The sequence below is a fragment of the Pseudoalteromonas sp. 23_GOM-1509m genome, from assembly GCF_000518425.1.
In the GTDB taxonomy this organism is placed as follows: Bacteria; Pseudomonadota; Gammaproteobacteria; order Enterobacterales; family Alteromonadaceae; genus Pseudoalteromonas; species Pseudoalteromonas tetraodonis.
In genome coordinates, this window is record NZ_JADO01000011.1 from 38,060 (window position 1) to 60,805 (window position 22,746).

At 41.2% G+C, this 22,746-nt stretch carries 17 protein-coding genes; 7 read left to right on the forward strand and 10 right to left on the reverse strand.

All coding sequences use genetic code 11. The features are described from left to right. Nucleotides 1-29 precede the first annotated feature (29 nt). Nucleotides 30-554: a ribosome biogenesis factor YjgA gene (yjgA, locus tag N523_RS0104830; protein WP_013463882.1), complete on the reverse strand. Its 525-nt coding sequence runs from the start codon at nt 552-554 to the stop codon at nt 30-32. Between the two features lie 145 nt (nt 555-699). Between yjgA and pmbA the strand changes: the two genes are divergently transcribed. From pmbA to N523_RS0104845, 3 genes are all read left to right on the forward strand, one after another. Further along, complete coding sequence (pmbA, locus tag N523_RS0104835; protein WP_013463883.1) at nt 700-2,049, forward strand: metalloprotease PmbA; 1,350 nt, start codon at nt 700-702, stop codon at nt 2,047-2,049. Nucleotides 2,050-2,158: 109 nt separating this feature from the next. Continuing rightward, entirely contained in the window at nt 2,159-2,638 is a 480-nt protein-coding gene (locus N523_RS0104840; RefSeq protein WP_028834477.1) for a DUF721 domain-containing protein, read from the forward strand. Nucleotides 2,639-2,877: 239 nt separating this feature from the next. Then, nucleotides 2,878-4,950 (forward strand): M13 family metallopeptidase, encoded by a 2,073-nt coding sequence (locus tag N523_RS0104845; protein ID WP_028834478.1) that lies wholly within the window; start codon nt 2,878-2,880, stop codon nt 4,948-4,950. A 421-nt stretch (nt 4,951-5,371) separates the two neighbouring features. Here the strand turns inward: N523_RS0104845 and mutT are convergent, their stop codons facing one another. Both mutT and secA read right to left on the reverse strand, forming a co-directional pair. Beyond that, complete coding sequence (mutT, locus tag N523_RS0104850; RefSeq protein WP_013463886.1) at nt 5,372-5,770, reverse strand: 8-oxo-dGTP diphosphatase MutT; 399 nt, start codon at nt 5,768-5,770, stop codon at nt 5,372-5,374. Nucleotides 5,771-5,840: 70 nt separating this feature from the next. Beyond that, the gene (secA, locus tag N523_RS0104855; protein WP_013463887.1) at nt 5,841-8,549 is read right to left on the reverse strand and encodes a preprotein translocase subunit SecA; all 2,709 of its coding nucleotides are present in this window, start codon (nt 8,547-8,549) and stop codon (nt 5,841-5,843) included. A 621-nt stretch (nt 8,550-9,170) separates the two neighbouring features. Between secA and N523_RS0104860 the strand changes: the two genes are divergently transcribed. Then, on the forward strand, nt 9,171-9,941 hold the full coding sequence (locus N523_RS0104860) for an NADP-binding protein (protein ID WP_028834479.1): 771 nt from the start codon (nt 9,171-9,173) through the stop codon (nt 9,939-9,941). Here the strand turns inward: N523_RS0104860 and hutH are convergent. Genes hutH through hutC form a run of 3 tightly spaced genes read right to left on the reverse strand, consistent with a single transcriptional unit; the run spans nt 9,938 to nt 13,897 of the window. Then, entirely contained in the window at nt 9,938-11,470 is a 1,533-nt protein-coding gene (gene hutH, locus N523_RS0104865) for a histidine ammonia-lyase (RefSeq protein WP_024602136.1), read from the reverse strand. The two genes, N523_RS0104860 and hutH, sit on opposite strands and share 4 nt — an antisense overlap. After that, on the reverse strand, nt 11,467-13,146 hold the full coding sequence (gene hutU, locus N523_RS0104870; protein ID WP_028834480.1) for a urocanate hydratase: 1,680 nt from the start codon (nt 13,144-13,146) through the stop codon (nt 11,467-11,469). Before hutU ends, hutH begins: the two co-directional genes overlap by 4 nt. A gap of 22 nt (nt 13,147-13,168) precedes the next feature. Beyond that, nucleotides 13,169-13,897: a histidine utilization repressor gene (gene hutC / locus N523_RS0104875; RefSeq protein ID WP_028834481.1), complete on the reverse strand. Its 729-nt coding sequence runs from the start codon at nt 13,895-13,897 to the stop codon at nt 13,169-13,171. Nucleotides 13,898-14,007: 110 nt separating this feature from the next. Here hutC and hutI point away from each other — a divergent pair, with 110 nt between their 5' ends. Together hutI and N523_RS0104885 are read left to right on the forward strand one after the other, a co-directional pair. Then, nucleotides 14,008-15,255 (forward strand): imidazolonepropionase, encoded by a 1,248-nt coding sequence (gene hutI, locus N523_RS0104880; RefSeq protein ID WP_028834482.1) that lies wholly within the window; start codon nt 14,008-14,010, stop codon nt 15,253-15,255. 59 nt (nt 15,256-15,314) lie between these two features. After that, nucleotides 15,315-17,039 (forward strand): GGDEF domain-containing phosphodiesterase, encoded by a 1,725-nt coding sequence (locus N523_RS0104885; RefSeq protein ID WP_028834483.1) that lies wholly within the window; start codon nt 15,315-15,317, stop codon nt 17,037-17,039. A gap of 6 nt (nt 17,040-17,045) precedes the next feature. Here the strand turns inward: N523_RS0104885 and N523_RS0104890 are convergent, their stop codons facing one another. Both N523_RS0104890 and rraA read right to left on the reverse strand, forming a co-directional pair. After that, nucleotides 17,046-18,095 carry a formimidoylglutamase gene (locus tag N523_RS0104890; protein ID WP_013463896.1) on the reverse strand — a complete coding sequence of 350 codons (1,050 nt, stop codon included), beginning with the start codon at nt 18,093-18,095 and terminating at the stop codon, nt 17,046-17,048. A gap of 1 nt (nt 18,096) precedes the next feature. Further along, on the reverse strand, nt 18,097-18,594 hold the full coding sequence (gene rraA, locus N523_RS0104895) for a ribonuclease E activity regulator RraA (protein ID WP_008115004.1): 498 nt from the start codon (nt 18,592-18,594) through the stop codon (nt 18,097-18,099). 428 nt (nt 18,595-19,022) lie between these two features. Between rraA and N523_RS0104900 the strand changes: the two genes are divergently transcribed. Continuing rightward, nucleotides 19,023-20,903: a methyl-accepting chemotaxis protein gene (locus N523_RS0104900; protein ID WP_028834484.1), complete on the forward strand. Its 1,881-nt coding sequence runs from the start codon at nt 19,023-19,025 to the stop codon at nt 20,901-20,903. Between the two features lie 70 nt (nt 20,904-20,973). Here N523_RS0104900 and N523_RS0104905 read toward each other — a convergent pair whose 3' ends face one another. Together N523_RS0104905 and hslU are read right to left on the reverse strand one after the other, a co-directional pair. Beyond that, the gene (locus tag N523_RS0104905) at nt 20,974-21,348 is read right to left on the reverse strand and encodes a gamma-butyrobetaine hydroxylase-like domain-containing protein (RefSeq protein ID WP_013463898.1); all 375 of its coding nucleotides are present in this window, start codon (nt 21,346-21,348) and stop codon (nt 20,974-20,976) included. Between the two features lie 65 nt (nt 21,349-21,413). Continuing rightward, nucleotides 21,414-22,742, reverse strand: a complete 1,329-nt coding sequence (gene hslU / locus N523_RS0104910) for an HslU--HslV peptidase ATPase subunit (RefSeq protein WP_013463899.1) — start codon at nt 22,740-22,742, stop codon at nt 21,414-21,416. Between the last annotated feature and the right edge of the window lie 4 nt (nt 22,743-22,746).

Consider the following 22,746-nt stretch of genomic DNA (forward strand, 5'->3'; position numbering starts at 1 on the left):
GCACCTTTTTAATATATAACGCGGCTGCGTTACATTATGGCGTCTTTTAAGTACTGAAATAACTCTTTGTAGCTTCTCGCTGGTTTTTCAGCTTTTACTTCTTTGGCAGCATTACGCACCATTTGGCGCATTTTTTGGCGCTCAAGAGCTGGATATTGTTCAATTGTTTCGTTGATTAAGTCATCGCCTTGTTCAATTAAATCACTGCGCAGTTGCTCAATTTTTTTTATCATAACCTCAGCTTGGTTATTTTTATTAAGCATGACATCAATGATCGCTTTAATTTCTTCAATATTTTCTACCGTACGAAGGGTTTTTGCGATGTAATTTAAATGTCGGCGGTAGGCATCACTTTTATTACTTATTTTATCAGCAACCACCATTGCTTCTTTTAAGTCATCATTGAGCGGCAGGCGTTCACGCTGTTTTTTACCCATTTTGGCAATTTCAGATCCTAACTGATGAAACTCTTGCGCTTCGCGCTTAAGTTCACTTTTTGATACATATATAATTTCTTCTTCAATTTCAGCAGGCTTGCCTTTTTTCTTCGCCATGGGGTGCTCTTAAATAAAAATAACTTCATCTATTATACGCGATTCTTTTAGTGATTAATATTAGCTGATGTGGTGCAGTGAGTGTGTTAGCATTTAAATATAAAAAATGTGTGCAATATGGCCTTCAGGGCTCAGGACAGAATTTATGAAAAGCCAACACCAAGATCCAATTTATTCGCAAATCTCTCAAGTAAAAGACGCTGTATCAGAAGTACTTGAACATGCTAAAAAACTAGGTGCTACCGCTGCAGAAGCTGCTATGTCTAGCACTTCGGGGCTGTCGGTAAGTACGCGCATGGGGGAGGTAGAAACCATTGAGTTTAATCAAGACGGTGGTTTAGGTATTAGCGTGTATGTTGGCAATAACAAAGGCTCGGCATCAACGGCTGATTTAAATCCTAAAACATTACGTGCTGTGGTCGAAAAAGCCATCGATATTGCTAAATTCACTTCAGACGATCCATGTAATGGCATTGCTGATAAAGAACTGCTTGAGTTTGCCCCTAAAGATTTAGACTTGTTTCATCCTTGGGATGTAAGCCCAGAGCAAGGGATTGATTTGTGTCATGCAGCAGAGCAAGCCGCATTAAACGCCGATGAGCGAATTGTGAATTCAGATGGCGCTAGCTTTTCATCGCATCAAGGGTTGCGAGTATATGGTAACAGCCATGGTTTAATTGCCGGCTTTCCACGTACTCGCCACAGCATAAGCACTATGGTGATAGGTAAAGAGGGCGAGCATATGCAGCGCGACTCAGCCTACACGATTTCTCGCGATCAAGCAGGGTTAAAAGATGCAGCAAGTGTTGGACTTGAAGCTGCAGCAGAAACCCTAGCAAAACTAAACAGCCAAAAACTAGGCACCATGAAAGTGCCGGTTATTTTTAGAGCCGATATTGCTAATTCATTGTTTGGCCATTTAGTATCAGCAATTGGTGGTGGCGCACTGTATCGTAAATCCAGCTTTTTATTGGATAGCTTAGGCACGCAGGTATTTAGCAAAACCGTTAATATTTCAGAGCGTCCGCACTTACTTAAAGGTTTAGCATCATCGCCATTTGATAGCGAAGGGGTTAAAACTCTCGACAGAGAAATAATTCACGGTGGCGAGTTACAAACGTATTTATTAGCAAGCTATGCGGCACGTAAAATGAATATGACCCCAACAGGGCACGCTGGCGGTATTCATAATTGGTTAGTAGAACAAACGCATCAAGATTTAACTGCATTATTAAAAACCATGGGTACGGGCTTATTAGTTACAGAATTGATGGGGCAGGGCGTGAATACTGTAACCGGTGACTACTCTCGCGGTGCGGCTGGTTTTTGGGTTGAAAATGGGGAAATACAATACCCAGTAAGCGAAATTACGATTGCTGGTAATTTAAAAGATATGTTCAAAGGTATTTCCGCTATAGGTGGCGATATAGAACGTCGCGGCGGGATTCAGACTGGTTCAGTACTGATTGAACAAATGCAAGTAGCAGGTGCTTAATACCCATCCGCAATAATATTTATTTCAGTGAATTGGTATAAACCCACTTTGCTTGCTTAAATTAAGTTTAATTTAAGCAAGCCTTCTTTTGATGTTTTTAAGGTGTGATATGGCTAAAGATAGATATGCGCCAAAACCGTTAACCGATATTATGGCTGGGCTGAACAACCGCTTAGCAGCCTATGCGGGAAAAAGCCAAGCACTGGATACACAGCAACAATTGTTGCGCGATTTCTTAGGCCCTAAGTTAGGTGAAAAGTGCCGAGTAAGTAATTACCGTGACGGCACCTTAATGATAGAAGCCGTTTCTGCACCTATTGCCCTTAGGCTTAATTATTTAAAAATGGACATGCAATCGCATTTTAGAGCCGCGGGTATGGCCGAGCTTGGGCAAATAAAAATTACTGCCAATCCACAGGCAACTCAACGGTTAAGCACTCGACCTAAAGTGGCTGGTGGCAAACCAACGAACTCCCTTAAAATGAGTGAACAAACGGCTGATTATTTAAATGCGATCGCCGATTCTGCTCCACCGTCATTAAAAGAAAAGCTTCAACGCTTAGCTTTACATGGTAAAAATAAACCTTAATTAAATACCATTTAACACCTTGCTCGGTTTGTTTTGCTGGCTTTAAAATACTTTGTTACATATTCGATTTTATTGTTATTTAAATCAGGTTTATGATGCCTAGTTAGTACTTCCTAAATTAGGTTGTAGCTGATGCGTATTTCATTAAGCAGATAATAGACTGCATCCTATTGTTGTTTTTTTGAGTTATCAAATCTTAATGAAATGCGTATTTATTCTAATTAATATACGGAATTCTTATGAAAAAAATAACAATGACTGCCGCCAGTATTGCATTGGCGTTAGGTTTGGTTGGTTGCGGCGAAAAGCCACAAGAAATGCAAGCAGAAGCAACAACAGTAACCGCACCGGTAGCAACCCCTGGTGCCTTAGGTGTTGATTTACAAAATATCGATAAAAGTGTTCGTGCACAGGATGATTTTTACTACCACGTAAACGGTAAATGGTTAGAAAAAACTGAAATCCCTGGCGATAAGTCAAACTATGGGTCGTTCTCACAGTTATATGATGAATCGCAAAAAGCAATGAAAACAGTACTAGAAAATGCCAGTACCAATAGCAGCGCAAAGCCAGGTTCAGATGAATATAAGATCGGCGCATTTTATACTAGCTACATGGCTGAAAATGCTCGTGAAGAGTTAGGGATGTTACCACTTGAGCCAGCTATTAAAAGCATTGATACAGTAAAAGATAAAGCCGCGTTGGTCACACTGATGGCACAGCTACAAGTTAAAGGCGGAGATCTTCCTTTTGGCTGGTATGTAAATAATGATGCTAAAAACTCAAGTGAAAATGCGCTTTATGCTTATCAAGCGGGACTTGGTTTACCTGACCGTGATTATTATTTAAAAGATGATGAAAAATTCACAAAAATTCGCGCGGCATATCAAACCTATATTACCGATATTTTAGCTAAAGCTGGCGTTAATAATGCCGCGGATGCAGCCAAAGCGATACTTGCCCTTGAAACGACACTTGCTGATGCACAGTGGAGTCGGGTACAAAGTCGTGATGCAACAAAATCATATAATAAAATGTCAGTAGCTGAAGCTAACACGTTAATGGGAGATTTTGATTTAAGTGCTTACTTTGAAGCCGTTGGTGTTGATGCCCAAGAGTTGATTGTGCGCCAACCAAGTTACTTTGAAAAATTTGCAGACATTTTCAAAAATACAGACTTATCGGTTTGGCAAAACTACTTAAAATTCCATTTCGTTAGTAATTACGCGCAGTTGCTAAATAAAGACTTAGTGGATTTGAAATTTAATTTTTACAGCACCACATTGCGCGGTGTTGAAGAGCAAGCGCCACTTTGGAAGCAAGCCGTTGATGCATCAAACAGTGTACTGGGTGAAATTTTAGGTAAAGTCTACGTTAAAGAAAACTTCCCGCCAGAAGCGAAAGCGCGCATGGAAGAATTAGTTGATAACGTGATTAAAGGCTATTCAGTGGCAATTGAAAACCTTGAGTGGATGAGCCCTGAAACAAAAGTTGCGGCGCAAGAAAAGCTGGATAAGTTTACGCCTAAAATTGGTTACCCAGATAAATGGAAAGATTATTCAGATTTAGTAATTAATCCTGATGAACTAGTAGGTAACTATATTCGCTACAGTGAGTGGGCTTATGCAGATATGATTGCTAAATTAGGTAAGCCAGTTGATCGCTCTGAGTGGCATATGACGCCACAAACAGTGAATGCTTACTACAACCCAGTGAATAACGAAATAGTATTCCCTGCGGCGATTTTGCAGCCTCCTTTCTTTAATTTAGAAGCAGATGATGCGGTTAACTATGGTGCTATTGGTGCGGTTATTGGCCATGAGTTAGGCCATGGCTTTGATGACCAAGGTGCAAAATACGACGGTGATGGCAATTTACGTAATTGGTGGAGCGCGTCAGACCTTAAGCAGTTTGAACAGCGAAGTGCTGCCTTAGTTGCGCAGTATAATCAATATAAACCGTTTGAAGATGCCAGCGTTAATGGTGAGCTGACACTGGGTGAAAACATTGGTGATTTAGGCGGCTTAACCGTCGCTTATAAAGCGTATCAATTATCGCTGGGTGATTCTAAAGCGCCCATTATTGAAGGCTATACGGGCGACCAACGCTTCTTTATGGGCTGGTCGCAAATTTGGCGTCGTAAATACCGTGATGAAGCATTGCGCAATCGTTTAATGACCGATTCACATTCACCGAGTCATTATCGCGTGATTGGTATTTTGTCGAACATGCCGGAATTTTACCAAGCGTTTGATGTTAAAGAGGGCGATAAAATGTATATCAAGCCTGAAGATCGCGTAAAAATTTGGTAATTTAATCTGAAATTAGCTTAAGCGGTTAGCCCCACTAATCGCAAAATAAAAAGCCAGTGAGCATGATGCCCACTGGCTTTTTAGTTACTTTTATACCTGATGATAAAACTAGGGTCTGTTGACCTTTGCGGATTAAAATTTGTTCAAAATAGGGGCGGTTTAATCGCGGCGCGAGGTTTGTAACCTAGTGGGCTAAGTAAAAACCGAGCAAAGCTTCCGCGTCCTGCTCACGCCCCTTACCTACATCCATGTAGGCAACAAAGAGTTAATTGCCCCTAGGCAGAACCCGAAGGGCAGCGCCTGTTTAGCATTGATGCTGCGTTATCGCCTATTTATGGGGAATAACCACACCACATAGGCTCTGCCTTGCCTAAATACCAAACAGACTGCTGCAAATTTAATCTTGAAAGGTCAACAGACCCTAGCTATATTTCGTTTTTATGGCGCTGATAATCTCGACATTGGCCGCAGGAAAATCATAGTTATCAAGTTCGTCTATGCTTACCCATTCGCTTGGTTGCCCTTCTGCGCCATGAGCTTGACCATTAAAGTTACTGACCACGTGTACATTAAGTCGTACGCATTTATCGCCATAGTCGTGCTCTATAGTGACAAGTTCGCTTGAGCTATGAATAGTCAGTCCTACTTCTTCAAATAATTCGCGCTTCAGTGCTTGAAAAACACTTTCTCCGGCTTCAATTTTTCCGCCTGGAAATTCCCATAAGCCGCCTTGGTGCTGTTCATCTGCACGTTTACAAATAAACACATTGTTGTTTTTTTTAATTACACCCACAGCAACATTGATGATTACTTTAGTCATTATCTCTCCCTTAAATAGCATAAAAAAAGCGACGCAAGCGTCGCTTTTTATCTAACTTAACAAAGTGGTGTTATTTTAATTTACCACAACATTGTTTGTATTTTTGACCTGAACCACATGGACATGGATCGTTACGACCCACTTTTGGCTCGCTACGCGCCATAACCTGAGCGCTTTGTGGTGCTTCACCACCTACGTGCTCTGCTTCTTCATGTTGATATTCGCGAGGGGCATTTTCACTTTTACGGTGTTGCTCTTCTACTTTTTCAACATCTTCTTCAGCGCGAACTTGCACTTTACTTAAAATACCGACGACATCGACTTTTAAGTTTTCTAGCATTTCAGAGAACAATTCAAACGACTCACGTTTGTATTCTTGCTTAGGATTCTTTTGTGCATAACCACGTAAGTGAATACCTTGACGTAAGTGATCCATTGCAGCAAGATGGTCTTTCCAATGCTGGTCAAGACTTTGAAGCATAATGGCTTTTTCAAACTGACGTAGTACAGAATCGCCAACCATTTCTTCTTTTTGCTTGTAAGCTTGTTCAACCGCTTCTTCAATACGCTCACGCAGTTTTTCTTCGTACAGTTTATTGTCATCAGCTAACCACTGAGTAATTGGTAACTCAATTAAGAAGTCTTGTTTTAAGCGTTCTTCGAGTCCTGGTATATCCCACATTTCAGCCAAGCTTTGTGGAGCAATGTATTGATCAATCACACCAGCGAGCACATCACCACGGATAGCAGTAATCGTTTCTGAAATATCACCTTCTTCAAGCAATTCGTTACGTTGTGAGTAAACAACACGACGTTGATCGTTTGCTACATCATCGTACTCAAGTAGCTGTTTACGCACATCAAAGTTACGTGCTTCTACTTTACGCTGAGCGTTTTCGATTGCGCGGTTAACCCATGGATGTTCAATCGCTTCGCCGCGTTGCATACCTAGTTTACGCATCATATTAGTCATGCGCTCACCAGCAAAAATACGCATTAACGCATCGTCCATCGATAGGTAGAAACGGCTTGAACCGGCATCACCTTGACGGCCAGAACGACCACGTAATTGGTTATCAATACGACGTGATTCATGACGCTCAGTACCAATAATGTGTAAGCCGCCAGCATCAATTACCGCATCATGGCGAATTTTCCATGCTGCTTTTATTTCAGCAATTTGTTCGTCAGTTGGGTTCTCAAGTTTTTCAACTTCGCTGTTCCAATTACCACCAAGTACAATATCGGTACCACGACCGGCCATGTTGGTGGCAATGGTGACTGTGCCTGGTAAGCCCGCATCAGAAACAATGTCTGCTTCTTGTGCGTGGAATTTAGCATTAAGTACGTTGTGCTTAATTTTTTCTTTGCGTAAAAACTGCGATAAGTACTCAGAGCTTTCAATTGAGATAGTACCTACAAGTACCGGCTGACCACGTTCTTGACAGTCTTTAATGTCTGCTAAAATCGCTTCGTACTTTTCTTCTTGCGTTAAGTAAACTAAATCAGCGCGATCATCGCGGATCATTGGTTTATTGGTTGGCATAACCACAGTGTCTAAACCGTAGATAGACTGAAACTCAAACGCTTCTGTGTCGGCTGTGCCTGTCATACCTGCTAGCGTTTCGTACAAGCGGAAGTAATTTTGGAACGTAATAGAGGCTAATGTTTGGTTCTCGTTTTGAATTTTCACACCTTCTTTTGCCTCTACAGCTTGGTGTAAACCTTCTGACCAACGACGCCCTTCCATTGAACGACCCGTGTGTTCATCAATAATGATAACTTCGTTTTCTTTAATAACGTAGTCAACATCTTTTTGGTAAAGCTTGTGCGCACGAAGAGCTGCATAAACGTGACTAAGTAGCGTGATGCTCGCTGCTGAGTACAGTGAATCACCTTCTTCAATTAAGCCGCGCTCGGTAAGTAGCTCTTCAACTTTTATTTGCCCACGCTCAGTAAGATGAACTTGCTTAGATTTTTCATCGATGGTGAAATCGCCATCGCCTTCAATCCCTTCCTCGTCTTCTTTTTCTTGTAATTCAAGTAGAGGAACGATGGTATTTATTTCAGTGTATAGCTCAGAGCTATCTTCAGCGGGACCAGAAATAATCAGTGGCGTACGTGCTTCATCAATAAGGATTGAATCCACTTCATCCACTACAGCATAAAATAATGGGCGTTGTACGCGCTCATCAATACTAAATGCCATGTTGTCACGCAGGTAATCAAAACCAAATTCGTTATTGGTACCATAAGTGATGTCAGCTGCATAAGCTTGTTTTTTCTGTTGTGGCATCATGCCCGGAACATTACAGCCTACGGTTAACCCTAAAAATTCAAATAATGGGCGATTGGTTTCAGCATCACGTTTGGCCAAGTAGTCATTCACGGTAATGACATGAACACCTTTACCTGTTAAACCATTTAAATAAGCCGGCAGTGTCGCTGTGAGTGTTTTACCTTCACCGGTACGCATTTCTGCGATACGACCTTGGTGTAAAACCATACCACCTAATAACTGCACGTCGAAATGACGCATACCGTTTACACGCTTTGATGCTTCACGCACCACTGCAAATGCTTCTGGTAGAATATCGCCTAAGCTTTGTCCGTTATCGTAACGCTCTCTAAACTCGGCTGTTTTAGCTTTTAAATCTTCATCTGAAAGCGCTTCTAGCTGCGTTTCAAGTGCATTGATCAGTGCGACCGTCTTTCTTAGGTTTTTAATAGTGCGGTCATTGCGACTACCAAAAATCTTGGTAAATAAATTAGATATCATGATAAAACCGTTACAATGTGTTTTTTTGCTAGCCGTGCATCGGCTAACCCATTTTTTACAATTGATAATTAATGTATTCTTTAAATTAACCTTTAGGACACATTAATTAGCAATTTTGTATTAAGCTGCTTAAAAAGCACTGTTTATTACCTGCGCTACTATACCAGACTCTGCTAAACATCAAACTACCTCAATAAAAAGATCTTCATTTAAAACAGAAAAATGAGATCTCGCTCATAAAAATAGCGTTATGTAACGAAACTTGATTAAAACTGCAGATAAACAGACCCTTAAGATATGGTGCTGAATAAATTAAAAACAAGAGCAAAGCGCTTAAATTTCACCCTTAAACGCCTTGTTAGCAGCCATCGTTTTTTAAAGTTTAAATTGAGCAATCGTTTTATATATTACTCTCGATAAGTCACTTAAGTCATACGCTTTATCTGCAGGTATGTAATGAATGGTTGCGGTATCATTAAAGAGATTACTAATTGCAAAAAAAGCGTGTGTTAATATCTTCTGCAACCAGCGTTTGCTAAAATTATTTTTAGTCGCATAAAGTTAATTATATTTTTTATCGCTATAAAACGCGTTGATTGAGTTTTAATAAGGGTAAATAAAGTGCAAACCAACAAAGATAATTTAGTCGTTCTTGGCGCTGGCTGGCTTGGCCAAGCCTTATGTATTGATGCACAAAAACAAGGTTGGCAAGTGCAGGGGACTCATCGTAGTGACACTCATCAATTTGATTTTGAACGTCAGTTTGTTTTACAAAACGGTGAGTTGCAGCACCAAGTGGATTTGCAAAATGCGTATTGGGTCTGTGCAATCCCGCCTCGCAGTCGAGATAGCGAAAGTGATTATTCGCAAGTGCTTGAGCAGGCGTTAAAGCTGGCAACTGAGCTTAATTGCAAAGGCTTTTTATTGTGCTCATCGACTGGGGTGTATGATCAAGAACCTGGCGTTTATAGTGAAAGCAGCGATATATCAGGCACTAACGAGCGACAAATAAAGCTGTATGACGCTGAAGAGCAAGTGCTTGAACAGCAAGGTAAAGTGCTTCGCTTAGCCGGATTGTTGGGGCCAAATAGAGAGCCTGGTCGTTTTGTGGCGGGTAAAGAACTCAATACCTCTAGTCAGCAAGTGGTGAATATGGTGCATCAACAAGATGTGATCAATGCTATTTATGCGGTCCTTAATAACTGGTCGCAAGGACAGAGCATTTATAACGTGGTGAACCCAGCGCACCCGACCAAAGCAGATTATTATGCACAAAAGTGTGAGCTGTATGGCACACAAATGCCGAGCTTTAGTAGTAATGAGGTCGCTGAGCGCAAAGTTATTGGCTCAGCGATAGAAGCACTGGGTTTTAGTTATCAGTATGGTATTTAATAAGAAGGTAAGGGGGAGTGGCTTATGAAGTCACACAACTTACCTTCACTTAGTAGCGTGTTGGCCGCTTCAATATCGGGAGCAAAATACCGGTCTTTGTCGTAATAGCTAACATGTTGGCGTAGCAGTGCTTTGGCACTTTCTACTTTATCACACGCGCGTAGTGGTGCTCTAAACTCAAGCCCTTGGGCAGCACTGAGCCATTCTATGGCCAGTACGCCTTGCGTATTATTAGCCATATCAACTAGTCGTCGTGCTGCAAACGTTGCCATAGAAACATGGTCTTCCTGATTTGCTGAAGTCGGTAAGCTATCTACCGAAGCAGGGTGTGCTAAGGATTTGTTTTCAGAGGCCAGTGCAGCAGCGGTGACTTGAGCAATCATAAATCCTGAATTTACCCCACCGTTTTTTACTAAAAATGGCGGTAATTTTGATAAGTTAGAGTCAATCAATAGAGCAATACGTCGCTCAGCTAAGGCGCCAATTTCAGCAATAGCAATCGCCAGGTTATCAGCGGCCATAGCGACGGGCTCAGCATGAAAGTTTCCGCCTGAAATAATATCCCCTACATCGGCAAATACGAGAGGGTTATCGGTTACTCCGTTTGATTCACACAGTAGTACTTCGGCGGCTTGACGTATTTGGGTTAAACATGCACCAAGAACTTGCGGCTGGCAGCGCAGGCAATATGGGTCTTGTACTTTTTCACAATTAATATGTGAGTCACTAATTTGTGAGTGGGTATCGAGTAATTCTCTAAATACGTGAGCCGTATCTATTTGCCCTTGCTGACCACGAATGTCATGAATACGCGCATCAAATGGCGCGCGACTGCCCATGGCCGCTTCTATACTGATAGAGCCAATAACACAGCTTTGTGCGTACAAGTCTTCGGCTCTAAATAAGCCTTGTAGTGCAAATGCAGTGGATGCTTGGGTGCCATTCAATAAGGCTAACCCTTCTTTTGCAGCTAATGTTAGTGGCTCAAGACCTGCAATTTTTAGCCCTTGTGTAGCGCTTATCAGCTCACCTTGATAACGCATTTTACCCTCACCTAATAAAGGCAAACACATATGCGCAAGCGGTGCTAAATCGCCCGATGCACCCACTGAGCCCTTTTTAGGCACGCAAGGGTAAACTTCACTTTTAAGCAGCTGCATAAAAAACTCAAGCACAGCTAAGCGAATACCAGAATAACCGCGCGATAAAGAGTTTATTTTTAGTGTGATCATCAATCTAACGGTGCTGTCATCCATTAACTCACCAATACCTGCGGCGTGTGAAAGCACAATACTGCGTTGTAATAGTTCGAGTTCATCGTCAGCGATTTTAGTATTGGCCAATAACCCAAAGCCAGTATTAATACCATATACAGTGCGATGTTCGTTTATCACGTTTTGGACTGTTTGAGCACTGGCAGCTATTTGCGCCTGTGCATCATTGGCCAGAGTTAAGTGTATGGCTGATTTGTTAATTTTTCTTAGCGTGTTTAAGTCAAGCTGACCCGGTTTGAGTGTATATGAAATCATGACTTGTCCTCATTAAGCATTGGTAGGTCTAGCTGCTGCTGTTGCGCACAGTTTTTTGCAATTTCATAACCCGCATCAGCATGGCGCATTACACCGGTGGCGGGATCGTTCCATAATACTCGAGCAAGACGCTGCTCTGCTTCATCAGTACCATCGGCAACAATCACTACGCCTGAGTGCTGGCTAAACCCCATGCCTACACCACCGCCATGGTGAAGTGATACCCAAGTAGCACCGCCTGCGGTATTAAGCAGGGCATTTAATAGTGGCCAATCGGAGACCGCGTCGGAGCCATCTTTCATACTTTCAGTTTCACGGTTAGGGCTGGCAACTGAGCCTGAGTCGAGATGATCCCGTCCAATAACTACCGGCGCTTTAAGCTCACCGCTTTTAACCATATCGTTAAAGGCAACAGCAAGGCGCGCTCTATCTTTTAAACCGACCCAACAAATACGTGCAGGCAAGCCTTGAAATTGAATTCGCTCACGCGCCATATCAAGCCAATTATGCAGGTGTTTATCATCTGGAATGAGCTCTTTTACTTTTGCATCGGTTTTATAAATATCTTCAGGATCGCCAGATAGCGCTACCCACCTAAATGGACCAATACCTTCACAAAATAATGGACGAATATACGCAGGCACAAACCCAGGGAAATCAAATGCATTACTCACGCCTTCTTCGAGCGCCATTTGACGAATATTATTGCCATAGTCGGTTGTTGCTGCGCCCGCTTTTTGTAGTGCCAGCATCGCCTTTACTTGGACTGCCATTGACTGTTTAGCCGCTTTTACAACTGCTTGTGGGTTATCGATTCGCATTTTAGCTGCGTATTCCATACTCCAATCTTGTGGCAGGTAACCGTTAAGTGGATCATGAGCTGAGGTTTGATCGGTAACTATATCGGGAGTAATACCACTCTTTACCAAGGTACTAAACACATCGGCGGCGTTACCTAGTAACCCCACAGAAAGCGCTTCTCCTTTTATGCAAGCATCTGTTATTAATTTTAGTGCATGCTCAAGATCTGTGGCTTTTACATCGACATATCCTGTTTTTATCCGAAAATCGATACGGCTTTCATCACATTCCACCACCAAGGCACTAAAGCCTGCCATAGTAGCCGCTAATGGTTGTGCGCCCCCCATACCTCCAAGACCACCCGTTAATACCCACTTACCTTTAGCATTACCAGCAAAATGCTGTTTTGCCATAGCCACAAACGTTTCGTAAGTGCCTTGCACTATGCCTTGAGAGCCAATGTAAATCCAAGACCCAGCGGTCATTTGGCCATACATCATTAAGCCTTTTTTATCTAGCTCATTAAAGTGCTCCCAATTTGCCCAGTGCGGTACTAGGTTTGAATTGGCAATTAATACCCGTGGTGCATTGCTATGAGTTTTAAATACACCCACAGGTTTGCCTGATTGCACTAATAAGGTTTCGTCATTTTCAAGGCGTTCCAGTGTAGCAATTATTTTGTCATAGCTTGGCCAATCACGGGCAGCACGGCCAATCCCACCATAAACCACCAGAGCTTGAGGATGCTCTGCAACATCAGGGTCTAAATTATTCATTAGCATGCGTTTTGCCGCTTCGGTTTGCCAGCTTTTGGTGGTTATTTGATTGCCATGTTGCGCGCGTATTTCGCGTTGTGTGTCCAGTCGATGATTCATTGTTCACTCCTGTTAAATAGTATTAAGCGTTATGCGCTTTATTATTATTTTTAAATGTTAATTGCCCGCCCAAGCGATACTTACTGCCCGGCGATATAAGTCGTGCAAAGCTAACAATCCCGTTAACCGACCAAGTGCGGCGTATTACTTGTAAGCATGGCTCTTCGTTATATAAGTTAAGCCATTGGCACATTTCACTGCTTGGTGTAATAGCCTCTACGGTGTGCCTTGCTTGTGTTAAAGGGGCAACCGTTGATAGGTATTCGTGTGGGGTGAGAGCGGTAAAATTTTGTTGTAAATAATCCTTGGCAAGTAACGGGTTTACAAAGCGTTCTTCAACTTGCAAGGGGCTGTCATTTTCGTTATGAATAATGACACTTCTATACACCACACTATCTACCTCAACACCTAAAGCAATAGCAATTGGCGCCACGGCATTGATTGATTCCAACACCTGTACTGTGCAGCTGTAGTTTCCGTTTCGCTCTTTGACTTCATGTGCAATGTTTTTTATTTCCAGTAGTGATGACTGCGACTTAAAGCTTGCGACAAAAGTACCTAGCCCTTGGCTACGGGTTAAAATGCCTGTATCAGTTAGCTCACTTAACGCTCGACGTGCGGTCATTCTGCTTACCGCAAACTGCTTTGCCAGTTCATTTTCTGAGGGCACGCGTTGGTTTTCAAGCCAAAGCCCACTGCGTATTTTGTCCACAATAAACTGTTTTATTTGTGTAAATTTAGGTGTTGGCATAAACGCTTTTGGTGTATTAAAAATAAACAATACTTAATAAGATGGCATAATTACCTTGTATATACAAGATGTGTTGTTAAACTCGTTTGAACATTATCGCGGAGAAACTTATGCAAGCCACAGAATCTACAGAACAGTTAAATGATATCGATTTATTGCTCACAGATGCCAACATTGCGACCATGGATAGCAATATTGATGCGCCTTATGGGGCGATAGAAAATGCGGCATTAGCTATTAAAAATGGCAAAATAGTGTGGCTAGGTAAGCAAGCTGACTTACCTAATTTTGATGTGTTAGCCACTCCGATATTAAGTGTAAAAGGGCAATGGTTAACCCCAGGCTTAATTGATTGCCATACACATTTAGTGTTTGCCGGTTCTCGTGCGCAAGAGTTTGAGCAGCGTTTGCAGGGCGTGAGCTATCAGCAAATAGCCGCGCAGGGAGGGGGAATAGCAAGTACAGTTAAAGCAACCCGAGAGGCTGACCACGAACAGTTATTTGTAGCAGCAAAAGAGCGTTTAAATGCATTGTTAGCTGAAGGGGTGACGACGGTTGAAATTAAGTCAGGGTATGGGCTTGATATAGACAATGAGAAAAAAATATTGGAGGTGGCTAGGCTGTTAAATCAACATCACCCCATTGAAGTAGTTAACACCTTTTTAGGGGCACATGCGCTACCTTTGGAGTTTAAAAACCGCAGTGATGATTACATAGATTTGGTATGCAATGAAATGCTAAGCACGCTTGTTGAAAATGACCTAGTAGATGCCGTTGACGTATTTTGTGAAGACATTGGCTTTAGCTACGCACAAACTCAACGCGTATTTGATGCAGCTAAAAAACAGGGTTTGGCAATCAAGTGTCATGCCGAGCAATTATCAAATCAACACGGTGCAGCGCTGGTAGCACAATACAATGGCCTGTCGGCTGATCATTTAGAATACCTTGATGAAGCAGGCGTTAAAGCTATGGCAAACGCAGGCACTGTGGCGGTATTACTGCCTGGGGCTTTTTATTTTTTAAAAGAAACGAAATACCCACCAATTGAGCTGTTAAATAAATACAAAGTAGCCATTGCGATCGCCAGTGACTTTAATCCCGGCACATCACCCTTGTGTTCGTTGCAATTAATGATGAATATGGCCTGCACCTTATTTAATTTCACCCCAGAGCAGGCATTAACTGGCGTAACAGCACATGCGGCTCGTGCTTTAGGTTTTACTGATAGAGGGGTATTAAAAGTTGGCGCTCGCGCAGATATCGCTCATTGGCAAATTGACCATCCTGCACAATTAAGTTATCAGTTTGGGGTAAATAAACTGTTAAATCTATGGATATTGGGTAAACTTAGTTAGTTTGTATAAAATTAACTCTTAAACCTATGTTTTATTTAATGTCAGTGAGTACGTCAGCTATGGATGGAACGTTATTGAGCTACAGCAATTTAGCTATTTTTTTAAGTGGTGCACTTTTAATGGCAATGGTTGCCACGCTATTAACCGTTAAAAGTAACGTAATGAGACTCAGCTTTTTATGTACTGGGCTCATTGGCTTAGCTATGGTCAGTAGTGCAATACCTTGGCTCGCTATTTTACTAGCGCTAGGTTTTGGTTTTAATTTATATCAAGCGAAGTTACAAAAGCAAAAAAAACCGCTTCTTATCAGTGCCTGTGCAAGCGCATTACTTGCTTTATTGTTAATAGGGTATCTCTTTTTTACGCTGCATTTAGCGTGGTTGCTCATGGCTATTTTACTGCTCTCAGTCAGTGGTTTTTTAGCTGATAATGAGCCTAAAGCTACTGCGCCTTTAAAGCCACAAACCGAGCCTGAGGTGTATGTTGAAAACTCACCCTTAGCCAGCTTCCCCGATAAACAACAGTTACGTCAAAAGTATAATGAGCTTACTGATGAAGGTTCATTCAGAGCCGCACTTATTGTATTAAGGCTAGAGGGGTTTGCGCAGGTAAATCAACATATTGGACGAGATTTTGGTGACTTATTGTTGTCGCAGTCGGCAAATCGAATAAAAGACTTACTAGACAGTGATGAAGTGTTGTTCCTTGCTCCGCACGCTAAATTAGCGCATTTAGGCGGCTTAAATTTTGCGTTTATTTGTGATCTACAAAGCCATAATCATTTACATCAACAGCTTATCAAGCAAATTATTGGCGCTACATTAAAGCCCTTTAACGTGGCAAATTGCACTATTGAAGTAAAGGTAAGAGCCAGTTATGTTCATTGCGATCAACAAAGTACGAACTTTGATGATTTAATTAGTCATGCTTACTTGGCACTTGATAGTCAGCCAAGTAAACAAATAGTGGCTTATCATCAACAAATGACGGTTGAGCATTTAGAGCAACAAGCGCGATTAACAGAGCTTGCGAATATCAGCTTTGCTGATGAGTTTGAGCTGTTTTTTCAACCCGTTATTCGCAACGGCGATGGCCAAATTGAGTTTTTAGAATTGTTATTACGTTGGCAACACCCCACGCAAGGCACCTTATCGGCAAGCCGATTTATAAATGATATTAGAATTGCAGGGCTTGGTTATTCACTGGCTACCTTTGTTATAGAGCGTGCTGGCGAATTAGCCATGGCACTTCGTATGGAAGGGATGTCGGTGCCTTTGAGTGTTAATTTATTTGGCCCAGAAATGCTCAATGAAGAGTTTGTTGATTTTGTTTACGGAGTCATTGGTGAACATCAACTAAGGCCAGGCGATTTAATTATTGAATGTCCGCTTCATGTTTTTACCAGCCTCGATGATAAAGGCAGAGCCATGATCGCAAGGCTTAACAGTTTAGGTTTAAAAGTATGCGTTGATGGCTTGGGAGATAACCCCGTATTACTGTCTAAATTACCAAGTTTAGCGGTGGAGTATATTAAGGTATCTCCTGCCTTAACTGCTGACTTTAGTAATCAAAATAATATACGCAGCTTAGTAAGCGGTATGGTAGAAATGCATAATCAGCAACAAACAAAAGTGATTTTTGAAGGTGTTGAAACACTGGACCAACTTAAATTTGTGAAAAGTTTGAAAGCTTATGCCTCACAAGGCTACTACTTCGGACACCCTTTAAGTAGCTTAGGGTTAATGAGTTGGTTTAAACAGTGGTTACAGGCACAAGAAGACTAGGGAAGATTAGATTTTTTGCTTTGTTTGTAGGTAGGTATTTACTAAGGCGCTAATAACTTGACCACATTGTAATTTACCCGCAGCAAGAGAGTGAGGATGTTGCGACGGTGCTGCTTCGCATAAATGTAAATAAGCACTGTGATGATTACTTGCAGCTAAATAAACATAATGCTCGCCATCGCTAACATCAAAACCGCAATAATTAAATGCGCTTGCAGGCATGTTGGTTAGGCTATCTAAATCAACTTCTATTCCTAACGGTGCGTTATCAAATGCGTTTAGTGCATTGTTAGTTGCCTCTGTTAAACTTATTTCTCGCCTAACATTAATCGCTTGATAGCTGGTAAAACTAAATTTTGCACTTTGCATCGCATTAAAAATTTGTTGATTATTTTTAAGCTCATGCAAGCCAATCACATGGTAACTGTTAAGGTGCTGCTCTTGATAGGCGTAGTGAAACCCATTGCCACTGTGCCTGCCTTCACACTCTCTAAAGTCGGCATGGGGGTCTAAATTAATGGCGTTAATTGCGCTGTTTTTATATTTTGCAAGCGAGCGAATAATACCTAAGCAGTTATTATGTCCGCCACCAATAATGATGGGTTCAAGACCGGCTTTAAAAATCATGCTTAAAATTGCTTCAACCCGCACATCAATCTCAGCGCACAACTGACGTAATTGGTCTAAATCGAGAGGATTTTGGTTATCAAGCGGGTGTGCTTGTTCCATTAAGTCATCGAGGTTTACTTCGCCAAGGAGTAACACTTTTTGCATGGCAATAGCGTGATTGTGAGGTTGGTTTAAAAAGTGTTGTAAAAAAGCGGGCCAAGCATGTTGTGCTCCGCCTTTACCTAAATTGGCTCTAGGTCCAATGTCTTCGCAAACGCCCAGTAAAACAAAGCGCATACCAAACTGTGCAGCATCAGTAAGCGCTTGTTGTATATTAACGTTTGCGTCAAGTAATGCCATTGACTGCCACGCTTTTTGTTCACCTGCACGGTTAGAACAAATGCGCTTGAGCGTGCTTTCGTTATATACTTTAAGGTGTGCTGTCACGCTACAGTTCTATTATTTCTAGCTCTAATTCTTCAGCAGAAAGTACAATACCTGTACTGTCGGCATAAACAAAATCATCATCGAAAAATGATACACCCGCAAAGTTAACGCCTATGCCGCTTTCACCCGCGCCTTCACTGTCAGCTGCAACCGGAATTGATCCAATGGCTTGAATTCCTAAATCCAGTTCTTCAAGTTCATCAACATGGCGCAGTGCACCATATACAATAATACCTTGCCAATTGTTTTCAAGTGCCAGCTCAGCCAGTTCAATATCAATTAAGGCTCTGCGAGTGGAGCCTCCACCATCAATAAGTAAAATCTGATCTGTACCATCTTGAGAAAGCAATTGACGGATCAGTTCATTATTTTCAAAACATTTTACCGTTTTAATGCGGCCACCAAAACTGTGTCGACCACCAAAGTTGATGAACATAGGTTCAAGCACGTCAACCACATCAGCGAAATGGTCACATAAATCAGAAGTGCTGTAATCCATTATTTTATCCTCAAAAGATACATAAGTTAGTGACTTAGTATACCCTCCTTATATTCAATAACAACGACTTAATTGCAGTAAATTTAGCCAGAAATAGAACTAAATCAATAACACGACTCATAATTTTTTAATAAAATTGTCATCTTTATAAATAAATATTTTAAAGCTATGGACTGAGCGCTTATTAAGTGCGAGAGATTTAAGTTCTGATTGGCGAGACTGTAAAAATTAAACAATACTGTGATTAGGCCGATGATTATATTGTCCATTTGTATAAAGGGAGTTTGTTAATGGTTAAATTTTACTGGTAGCCCTTTTTTATGGTTTTTAATGATAGGCATTATTGTTTATTTCATGTAACAAAATTATGTTAATACAAGAAAGCATCACGTTATACTGAACTGGCAAATTTAATATAGGTATTTACAATGAACTTTTTACAGAATCTAACGATTAAACGTCGTTTACAATTTAACGCATTAATCGTTGGCTTAGCCATGATTGTTATGCTGTGCATCATCATTTATGAAGCACGTATTATGCTTAAATTAAATGAAACTATTCAGTACGCTGAAGAGCTAGATGTGCATGAGCTTTCGATGCGTAAATACGAAAAAGACTTTTTGTTTTACAAAGATGAGTCTAGTTTAGAGCTATTTGCACAAGAATATAAAAAACTACAATTTAAACTAGAAAAGCTATCTGTTTTATCTGCAGATTTAAATATTGCTACGGCTCAGGTCAATCAATTTTCTACGTTAGCCCAACAGTACTATGACGACTTTCAAAATGTTGTAAAACTACAGCGTAAAATCGGGTTGCACCCAAAAGACGCTTTATATGGCGAGCTGAGAGAAGCAGTTCATAAAATAGAAACATTGCTTAGTGAGCAAAATAATTACCAATTACTCACCACTATGCTACAGCTGCGTCGAGCTGAAAAAGATTTTATGCTACGTTTAGATACCAAGTATTTAGATCGATTTAATAAATTAGCAAGCGAGTTAAAACAACAAGTAAATGCTGCAGAGCTACCCAATAATACACGTAATCAATTAGCCTCGTTAATGACCAACTACCAAAATAAATTTACTGCATTGGTAGAGGCGCAGGTGGAATTAGGCGTCGATTTAAATTCGGGTGCCCTAGGGAAAATGAGAATAAGTGTTAAGAAAAGTGATGAAGTGGTTACTTTGATCACTAATGCGACTAAAGAGCAAGTAAGTGAAACGGCGCAGCAGGCGCAATTATTAGCAATAGTCATTTTTATAATTGCTAGTATCATCGTTATGCTACTTGTGTACTTGACCAGTCGTTCAATTATCCAGCCTATTGAAAAAGTTTATCAAGCAATAGATAAGATAAGACAAAACAATGACTTAAGCTTGTTTATAGAGCATAAAGGGAAAGATGAAGTAACGAGGATGACCATAGACTTTAATAGTTTAATTAGTGACTTTAAAGATCTCATCTACGAAGTAAATACGGCTCTAACAACGCTTAATATAGCAACAGGGAACCTATCTGAAACAACCTCAGCGACTAGCTCTGGTATGCAAGAGCAATTACATGAAGCGGATATGGTAGCAACCGCTGCTACAGAAATGCAGGCAACGATTCAAGATATTTCACACAATACTGAAGCCGCCGCTAAAAAAGCTGAATCGACCAATGTAAGCGCCCAGCAAGGTCAGGTTGAAGTAGAGTCAACTATTAAGCATATTAATGCCTTATCTGATTCACTTGGTAAAGCTTCCAGCGTGGTGTCTCAGCTAGAAAAAGATGGTGAAACCATAGGTTCTGTACTTGATGTGATACGTGCGATTGCAGAGCAAACTAATTTACTTGCTTTAAATGCTGCCATTGAAGCGGCGAGAGCGGGTGAACAAGGTCGTGGCTTTGCGGTTGTTGCAGATGAAGTGCGCTCACTTGCACAGCGTACGCAAGAGTCAACCAGCGAAATAGAAGGCATTATTAACACCCTACAACAGCGTACTCAAGAAGTTGTGAGTATCATGCACCAATGTCGTACTCAAGGTGGCGAAAGTGCTACACAAGCAACAAAAGCGGGTGAGCTGCTAGGATCAATTACTATTGATGTGCAAACTATTATGGAAATGAGTACACATATTGCTACTGCTATTGATGAGCAAAGTCAGGTGGCTTCTGAGGTAAATAAAAACGTGGTCCGTATTCGAGATATTGCAGAGGGGGCTGCGGCTCACTCACAGACTAATGCGCAAACCAGTGAAGAGGTCTCTGAGCAAGCAAGGGTACTTCATCAAGCGATTTCAAAATATAAGGTTTAACTACTAACAGAAAAAAGTGGCTTAATTGCCGCTTTTTTCTCATTCACAGAGTATAAGTTCAGACTAAATACTAGGGGACAAACTTTATGGGTACGCTGTCTTTGTTGTTTTCATGTTGTTTAACACGCTCTAAATACGTATCCCATAAGCTTGTTTGTTCAGCTTGTAACTTAGCAAAATATTGCCAGCTGAACAGCCCGCTGTTATGGCCATCGTCAAACTCTAAACGTAACGCGTAATGCCCTACCGGCGTAATGGTTTTAATGCCCACTGCTTGTTTATTTAGTACTAACTTCATAGGCTCAGATCCATGGCCTTGAACCTCTGCTGAGGGAGAGTGTACCCGTAAAAACTCAGCGCTAAATATAACCTCAGAGTGATCATCAAAATAAACATCTAAATTTTTACTCACACTATGATAGTGCACTTTTGTAACTTGTTTCATCGTCATCTCGCTTACAAAAAAGCCTCCATATTGGAGGCTTTTAGTATAACTGTTTGTGTTTTCAATTAAAGAATAAAACGACTTAAGTCTTCATCTTCAACTAGCGCACCTAAGTGTTTTTCAACGTAGGCGGCATCAATAACAAGGCTTGAACCCGCTTTTTCAGAAGCGTCATATGAAATCTCTTCCATTAGCCTTTCCATAACTGTATGAAGGCGACGCGCACCGATATTTTCGGTTTTTTCGTTTACTTGCCATGCTGCCTTAGCAATACGCTCAATTGCGTCGTCGCTAAATTCAATAGCGACTTGCTCTGTTTTGAGTAGCTCGCGTTGTTGCTCAGTAAGTGACGCGTGTGGCTCCGTTAATATACGTTTAAAGTCATCGGCTGTGAGTGCTTCAAGTTCAACACGAATAGGTAAACGGCCTTGTAACTCAGGGATCATGTCTGATGGTTTAGACATTTGGAATGCGCCTGAGGCAATAAACAACATGTGGTCAGTTTTTACCATGCCGTGCTTAGTATTAACGGTAGAGCCTTCAATAAGCGGAAGTAAATCACGTTGTACACCTTCACGACTTACATCTGGGCCTGAGGCTTCACCACGTTTACAAATTTTGTCTATTTCATCAATAAACACAATGCCGTTTTGCTCTACTGCAAAAATGGCCTGTTCTTTTAATTCTTCAGGATTAACCAGTTTACCGGCTTCTTCTTCAGTAAGTAACTTAAACGCTTCTTTAATTTTAAGCTTACGCTTAGTGCGTTTATCACCACCCATGTTTTGAAACATTCCCTGTAACTGGTTGGTCATTTCTTCCATACCAGGAGGAGCCATAATTTCAATATTAGGTTGAGCTTGGGCTAAATCAATATCAATTTCTTTGTCATCTAATTGGCCTTCGCGTAACTTTTTACGAAACGATTGGCGTGTCGATGAATTTTCATCGCGCTGAACTTCACCGTATTGATCTTTCGCTGGAGGCAGTAATACATCTAATATACGTTCTTCAGCCGCTTCTTCAGCGCGATGTTTGAACTTTTTAGTTTGTTGCTCTCGTGTCATTTTAATTGAAACATCAACTAAATCACGGATGATAGTTTCAACTTCTTTACCGACATAACCTACTTCTGTAAATTTAGTGGCTTCAACTTTAATAAAAGGTGCATTGGCAAGCTTTGCTAAACGACGAGCAATCTCAGTTTTACCTACACCCGTAGGGCCAATCATTAAGATATTTTTTGGCGTTACTTCTGCGCGTAAGTCTTCGTTTAACTGCATACGGCGCCAGCGATTACGAAGGGCAATAGCAACCGCTTTTTTCGCTTTAGCTTGGCCAATAATATGTTGGTCTAGCTCATGAACAATTTCTCTTGGGGTCATATCAGACATAGCG